The following is a 6,685-nucleotide window of genomic DNA, read 5'->3' as shown; positions in this document are numbered from 1 at the left end:
CGGGGCCGGTGCCGGCGGCCGCTTCATCGCCGGCGCGGCGCGCCCAGTCGGCGATGGCCGGATGCGCGTCGGCGAGCGTACGGGTCAGCCCGAACAGGTCCGCGAGGTTCATCGCTTCGTCGAGCAACGCGCGGCCGCCGCCGGCCGACTGTTCGCGCGCGAACGCGCTGAGCGCCATGATCTCGATGCGCGCCTGGCCCATGCTCATTTCGCGGGCCAGCACGGCGGCTTCGTCGAGCGCCGCGCTTGCGTCGTCCCAGCGGCGTGCGGCCAGCGCGGCACCCGCATGTGCGGTTGCCTGCAGCAACACGACGGGGCGCCGCCACAACGGCCCGTGCGATGGAAACTCGGCCGCGGCGATCGCATCGATCCGCTCGACGAGCGCGTGGCAGGTCGCCTCGCGATAGCGCGCCGCATGAATGCGCACCTGTTCGGCGAGACTCGCGACCGACAGGCGCGGCAGGCGGCGCGCGACACCCATCGCGTCGAGCGCTTCGAGCAGGTCGATCGCGCGGTGCTCGACGCCGCGCAGCAGCGCGATGCGCGCGGCGGTGCGATAGCCGAGCAGCACGGTGTCGGGCGTGCCCGCGTGTTCGAGCACGTCGAGGCGGTTCGCGAGCAACGCGGCGGCCTGGTCGACGCGATCGGCCTCGTACGCGAGCGCCGCGCACATCGCCGCGAGCATGCAGGTGAGCGGATGGCGGCGCCCGAGATCGGCTTCCGCACGCGCCAGCGCCGGCGACAGCGCGTCGTCGGCCAGCCGGACCTGGCCCTCGCGCAGGTAGCTCAGGCCCGTGATCAGCTCGCCCCAGCGCGCGACGTAGCCGAACCCGGCCGCCGTCTCGCCGCGCGGCGCGGCGTGCTGGAAGCGGCGCGCCTGCGCCGGTTCGCCGACGATGATCGCGCGCGCCGACAGCCGGTTCGCGTGCATTTGCGCGAGCCACGTCGCCGCGGGCGGCGTAAAGTCGGCCCACGGCTCGAACAGCTCGACGAAGCGGTCGATTTCGTCGGCGTAATACGCGGCCGCGCTGAGGATCAGCGCGCATTCGTAGCGCATCGCCGCGGGCGTGCCGGGATCCGCGAGGATGCCCGCGATCTGGCGTTGCGCCTCGACATGGCGCTCGCCGAGCGCCAGCGCCCAGGCCACCGCGACGCGCAGCGTCGGGCGCTTGTCGAGCTCCGTATCGGGCAGCAGCGCGAGCCAGTCGAGCACGTCGTTGATGCGGCCCTGCTTGATCGCATCCTCGAGGCAGCGCTGCGCGAGCGCGTACGCCACCTCGAACTGGCCGGCCGCATACGCGTGGCGGGCGGCTTCCTCGGTCATTCCGTGCGCGTCGAGCCAGGCGGCCGCCCTCGCATGCAGCGCGCCGCGCTCGGTGTCCGGGCCCGCGGCCAGGCGGTCGCGCAGCGTGTCGCGCACGAGCGGATGCAACCGGCACCAGTCCGAATCGTCCGACGCGATGAACAGCGGCGTGTCGCGTGCAAGCCGGGCGAGACGGCCGGGTGCGTCTGCGTCGTCGAGCAGCGCGGCGCACAGCGACGGATGCAGGCGATCGGCGACGCTCGTGCGCGTCAGGAACGCGGTGTCGTCGGCCGAAAGGTTCGCGAGGAGCAGCTCGACGAGCCGGTCGCGCGTGCCGTCCACGCGGGCGGCGAGTGCGTCGACCGCCTGGCGCGGATCGGCCGAGCGCGCCATCGCGGCCATCGCGAGCTGCAGGCCGAGCGGCCAGCCGTCGACGCGTTCGAACAGCCGCGCGCACGCGTCGGCGTCGACCCGCTGCGCAAAGCGCGCGCCGACCAGCGCGATCGTCTCGTCGAGTGTGAAGCGCAACCAGTCGGGGCCCGCGAGCGTGCATTGCCCGCCGGCAAGCAGATCACCGGCCACGAGATCGAGCCCGCGCCGCGCCGCGACGACGACATGCAGGTTTTGCGGCACGTTGTGCAGCACGTAGGTCAGCGCATCGAGGCCGGCGGGCGGCAATCGCTCCGCATCGTCGACGATCAGCAGCGCATCGATCGACAGTTGCGCGACCTCGGCCAGCCACGCGGTCACGCCCTCCAGCGCGCGTGCCGCGTCGGCCGCGCCCACCGGGATCAGGCGCCCGAAGCCGGGCCGTGCACAGCCGGTCCGCACCGCCTGCACGAGCCCCTGCAGCAACCGCGCCGCATCGTCGCGCTCGTCAGCCGACAGCCATACGACCGCACGGCCGAGCGCGAGGGTTTCGCGACGCCATTGCGCGAGCAGCGACGTCTTGCCGTAACCGGCCGGCGCCTGCACGAGCGTGACCGGCCGGCCGTCGAAAGCGGGCGCGGCGAGGCTCAGCCGCGCGCGGGCCAGCAACTGCGCCGGCACGCGCGGCGCGGTCGTCTTCAGGACCAGTTCGGTGGGAGGCGCGTCGGCGCGATCGGGTGGGTGGGCCATCGGGGCAGCAGTCGGATTCCGGCGGTGCCGTGCGGGCCAGCGTCCGGGGTGGGTGTGGGGGGAAGGATCGGCCGAACCGCGTTCGCGCGTCAATCCCCCCCGCGACGAGTGGGGCCGCACCGGCACCGCATCGATAGCATGGGTTCCGATGCAAGACGAACACCACGAGGAGCCCCCCATGAAGATCGTATCGACCGGCACGCGGCGCCGCGCGCCGCTCGCCGGCTAAGCGGAGCGGCACGATGTACCGCCATCTGCTCGTGACGGTCGACGGCACGCCCGGCGGCATCGACGCGATCGGCCATGCGCTCGAACTGGCGCGTGCGGTCGGCGCCCGGGTCACGTTCATGCTGCCCGGCGCCGCGCCGGACTCGCGTTTATCCGGAGCGCGGCTGCCGGAGCACGGTGCGAAAGTGGAAGCCGCCGCGCGGGCGCAAGGGCTGTCCCATGCGATCGCGGGGTCCGGCCATCCGGGGGCCGGCCATCCGGGGGCTGCCGACGACGCAGCGCCCGGTGCGCTGGCGGCCGAACTCGGCTGCGACCTGATCGGCGTCGCGGCACTGCCGCCCGATGCCGACGCGGCGGCCTGCGCGCAACGCCAGCACCTGCTCGCGACGAGCGGCGTGCCGGTGCTCGTGTGCACGTCGCGACGAACGCCGGCCGAGGCGCGCGTGATGGCGCGTTGCCTCGATGCGCATCGCGCGGTCGAAGGGTGGCTGCGTGCGCTGATGGCCTCGAGCTTGCACACGGGCGTGGACGCGCCGCAACAGCACGCGGCCGACACACAGGAGGCGCTGGCATCGCTCGCCGCCCTGCAGCACGTCCGGTTCGGCACGGCCGCAGAAGCGCGCCTGTTCGCGGCATTGCGCGTCCGTGCGGAGTGCGTCGCGGCCGAACTGGACGAACTCGACCGCCAGCGGCAGCGCGACGCGCAAGCGCTCGATGCGCTCATGCGGATCGCCGCGGAAGGGCTGCCGTCGGCCGCGTTCGACACGGCGCTCGCCCGCTATGCGCACGGCGCGTTCGAGCAGATGGGGCGAATGGAGGGCGTGATTTTCCCGGCCGCGCGGCGCTATCTCGGCGACGCGGACTGGGCCGGACTGGATGAATCGCTGGCGAACGGCGCAGCCGCGCCCCCGCCACGCGCGAACGAACCGAACGAACCCGACGATGCGCGACGCGCATCCGACTGACACCCTACGGAGAACACCATGGCACATGCAGTGCGATTCCACGAAACCGGCGGTCCCGAGGTCCTGCGCTGGGAGGCAGTCGACGTCGGCGACCCGGGCCCCGGCCAGGTGCGCCTGCGGCACGACGCGGTCGGGCTGAATTTCGCCGACACGTACTTCCGCAGCGGCCTGTATCCGGTGCCGCTGCCTGCCGGCCTCGGCGTCGAGGCGGCCGGCGTGGTCGAAGCGGTCGGCCCCGGCGTGACGAACGTCGCCGTCGGCGACCGCGTGACCTACACGGGCTTCCTGAACACGCTCGGCGCGTACAGCACCGAACGGCTGATCCCCGCCGCGCCGCTCGTGCGGCTGCCGGCCGGCATTTCGTGCGAAACCGCCGCGGCGATGACGATGCGCGGCCTGACGTCGGCCTACCTGCTGCGCCGCATCCATGCGTTCGCGCCGGGCGACACGATCCTGCTGCACGCGGCCGCCGGCGGCGTCGGGCTGATCGTGTCGCAATGGGCGAAGCTGCTCGGGCTCACGGTGATCGGCACGGTCTCCAGCGAGCACAAGGCCGGGATCGCCCGCGCCCATGGTTGCGACCACACGATCGACTACAGCCGCGAGGACGTCGCGAAGCGCGTGCGCGAACTGACGGACGGCGCGGGCGTCGACGTCGTGTTCGACAGCGTCGGCAAGGACACCTTCGAAGGCTCGCTCGATTCGCTGAAGCGGCGCGGGCTGATGGTGTGCGTCGGCACCGCGTCGGGCCCGATTCCGCCGTTCGATCCGCAGCGCCTCGCGATGAAAGGCTCGCTGTACCTGACGCGCCCGGCGCTGGCCGACTACATCGCCGATCCGGCCGAGAAGAACGACCTGGCCGGCGAACTGTTCGCGCACGTCGCGGCGGGCCGGATCCGGATCGAGATCAACCAGCGCTACGCGCTGCAGGATGCCGCGCAGGCGCATCGCGATCTCGAATCGCGCAAGACGACCGGTTCGTCGGTGTTCATCGTCTGAGGAGACGCGCATGCGAGTCGAACCCCTGACCTGCGCGATCGGCGCGGAACTGCTGGATGTGAGCCTCGCCGACGCCGTGCACGACGACGGCCTGTTCGCCGAGATCCGCGCGCAGCTGCTGCGGCATCGCGTGCTGTTCCTGCGCGACCAGGACATCACGCGCGCCGAGCACGTCGCGTTCGCGCGGCGCTTCGGCGAGCTCGAGGATCATCCGGTGGCCGGCAGCGATCCCGAGCACCCGGGGCTCGTGCGGATCTACAAGTCGCCCGACCAGCCGAACGACCGCTACGAGAATGCGTGGCACAGCGATGCGAGCTGGCGCGTGGCGCCGCCGTTCGGCTGCGTGCTGCGCTGCATCGACGGTCCGCCGGTTGGCGGCGACACGATGTGGGCGAACATGGTGCTCGCCTACGAGCGCCTGCCGGCGCACGTGAAGCAGCAGATCGACGACTTGCGCGCGCGCCACAGCATCGAGGCGAGCTTCGGCGCGGCGATGCCGATCGACAAGCGCCTCGCGCTGAAGGCGCAGTACCCGGACGCCGAGCACCCGGTCGTGCGCACGCATCCCGAAACGGGCGAGAAGGTGCTGTACGTGAATGCGTTCACCACGCATTTCACGAACTTCCACACGCCGGCGCGCGTGCGGGTCGGGCAGGACGCGAATCCCGGCGCGGGCCAGTTACTGCAATACCTGATCAGCCAGGCCACTATCCCCGAATACCAGGTGCGCTGGCGCTGGAAGAAGCACAGCGTCGCGATCTGGGACAACCGCAGCACCCAGCACTACGCGGTGATGGACTACCCGCCGTGCGTGCGCAAGATGGAGCGCGCGGGCATCGTCGGCGACGTGCCGTTCTGAGCACGGCAGCCCCGTAACCGACCTCTGAAAGACCATGCAACGCGCCGGGCCTGCCGCCCGGCGCGACGGGATACGCACGCCCGTACGCCCGCAATACAACGATTTCCACTGGAGGACGACATGCAATTTCTCGACGATTCGCTGCACCCGGAAAACCAGGACAAGGTGGTCATCACGGTCGCGCCGTACGGCCCCGAATGGATGCCGGCCGATTTTCCGGAAGACATTCCGGTGACGATGGACGAGCACGTGCAGAAGGCCGTCGACTGCTACAACGCGGGCGCGACGGTGCTGCACCTGCACGTGCGCGAACTCGACGGCAAGGGCAGCAAGCGGCTGTCGAAGTTCAACGAGCTGCTCGGCCGGCTGCGCGAGGCAGTGCCCGACATGATCCTGCAGGTGGGCGGCTCGATTTCGTTCGCGCCGGAAGGCGAGGGCGCCGACGCGAAATGGTTGTCCGACGACACGCGCCACATGCTCGCCGAGCTGACGCCGAAGCCCGACCAGGTGACGGTCGCGATCAACACCGTGCAGATGAACATCACCGAGCTGATGAACCGCCGGGACATCGCCGGCACGTCGCTGAACGAAGCCGCGCTGTGGGACGCGTACCGCGAGATGACGGTGCCGGCCGGCCCCGGCTGGGTCGACGAGCACCTGCGCCGCCTGCAGGCGGCCGGCATCCAGCCGCACTTCCAGCTCACCGGCATGCACGCGCTGGAAACCCTCGAGCGGATCATCCGCCGCGGCGTCTATCGCGGCCCGCTGAACGTCACGTGGGTCGGCATCGGCGGCGGCTTCGACGGCCCGAATCCGTACAACTTCATGGAATTCGTGCGGCGCTGCCCGGACGGCGCGTGCATCACGCTCGAATCGCTGATGAAGAACGTGCTGCCGATCAACACGGTCGCGATGGCGCTGGGCCTGCATCCGCGCTGCGGGATCGAGGACACGATCATCGACCAGAAGGGCAACCGGATGACGTCGGTGCAGCAGGTCGAGCAGTGCGCACGGATCGCGCGCGAGCTCGGCCGCGACATCGCCACCGGCAAGGAGGCGAAGGCGATCTACCGGATCGGCGTGCAGTACGACGGTATCGACGAGACGCTGGCGCACCTCGGGATGGCGCCGAACCGCCGGCCGGGCCAGGCGAACGTGCCGCTGCGGGCCGCCTGACGCGCCGCGCATCCGGGCAGGCGGCCGTGACGGCCG

The 6,685-nt window shown here is 71.5% G+C and carries 5 protein-coding genes; 4 read left to right on the top strand and 1 reads right to left on the bottom strand.

Features of this window, described 5'->3' with window-relative positions; all coding sequences use genetic code 11:
• The coding region (locus G3N96_RS37190) for an AAA family ATPase (RefSeq protein WP_206140321.1) at positions 1-2,422 on the bottom strand (2,422 nt) is incomplete at its 3' end.
• 242 nt (positions 2,423-2,664) lie between these two features.
• On the opposite strand from G3N96_RS37190, the gene G3N96_RS37185 reads away from it, so the two are divergent.
• The 4 genes from G3N96_RS37185 to G3N96_RS37170 all read left to right on the top strand — a co-directional run bounded on the left by G3N96_RS37185 (position 2,665) and on the right by G3N96_RS37170 (position 6,649).
• Positions 2,665-3,615 (top strand): universal stress protein, encoded by a 951-nt coding sequence (locus tag G3N96_RS37185; RefSeq protein WP_206140320.1) that lies wholly within the window; start codon positions 2,665-2,667, stop codon positions 3,613-3,615.
• An 18-nt stretch (positions 3,616-3,633) separates the two neighbouring features.
• A complete protein-coding gene (locus tag G3N96_RS37180) occupies positions 3,634-4,614 on the top strand; it encodes a quinone oxidoreductase (protein WP_124584327.1) in 981 nt (326 codons plus the stop codon).
• Between the two features lie 10 nt (positions 4,615-4,624).
• Positions 4,625-5,473 (top strand): TauD/TfdA family dioxygenase, encoded by an 849-nt coding sequence (locus G3N96_RS37175; protein ID WP_206140319.1) that lies wholly within the window; start codon positions 4,625-4,627, stop codon positions 5,471-5,473.
• 120 nt (positions 5,474-5,593) lie between these two features.
• Positions 5,594-6,649, top strand: coding sequence for a 3-keto-5-aminohexanoate cleavage protein (locus tag G3N96_RS37170; RefSeq protein WP_206140318.1), 1,056 nt, complete (start codon positions 5,594-5,596; stop codon positions 6,647-6,649).
• The last annotated feature ends 36 nt before the right edge of the window (positions 6,650-6,685 follow it).

Source organism: Burkholderia sp. Se-20373 (assembly GCF_017104705.1).
GTDB lineage: Bacteria > Pseudomonadota > Gammaproteobacteria > Burkholderiales > Burkholderiaceae > Burkholderia.
Note: the sequence above shows the minus strand (reverse complement) of the source record. Positions and strands in the feature narration are given on the sequence as shown.

Coding starts and splice junctions, on each gene's coding strand:
- G3N96_RS37185 (WP_206140320.1), top strand. CDS start 2,665: ATGTACCGCCATCTGCTCGTGACGGTCGACGGCACGCCCGGCGGCATC.
- G3N96_RS37180 (WP_124584327.1), top strand. CDS start 3,634: ATGGCACATGCAGTGCGATTCCACGAAACCGGCGGTCCCGAGGTCCTG.
- G3N96_RS37175 (WP_206140319.1), top strand. CDS start 4,625: ATGCGAGTCGAACCCCTGACCTGCGCGATCGGCGCGGAACTGCTGGAT.
- G3N96_RS37170 (WP_206140318.1), top strand. CDS start 5,594: ATGCAATTTCTCGACGATTCGCTGCACCCGGAAAACCAGGACAAGGTG.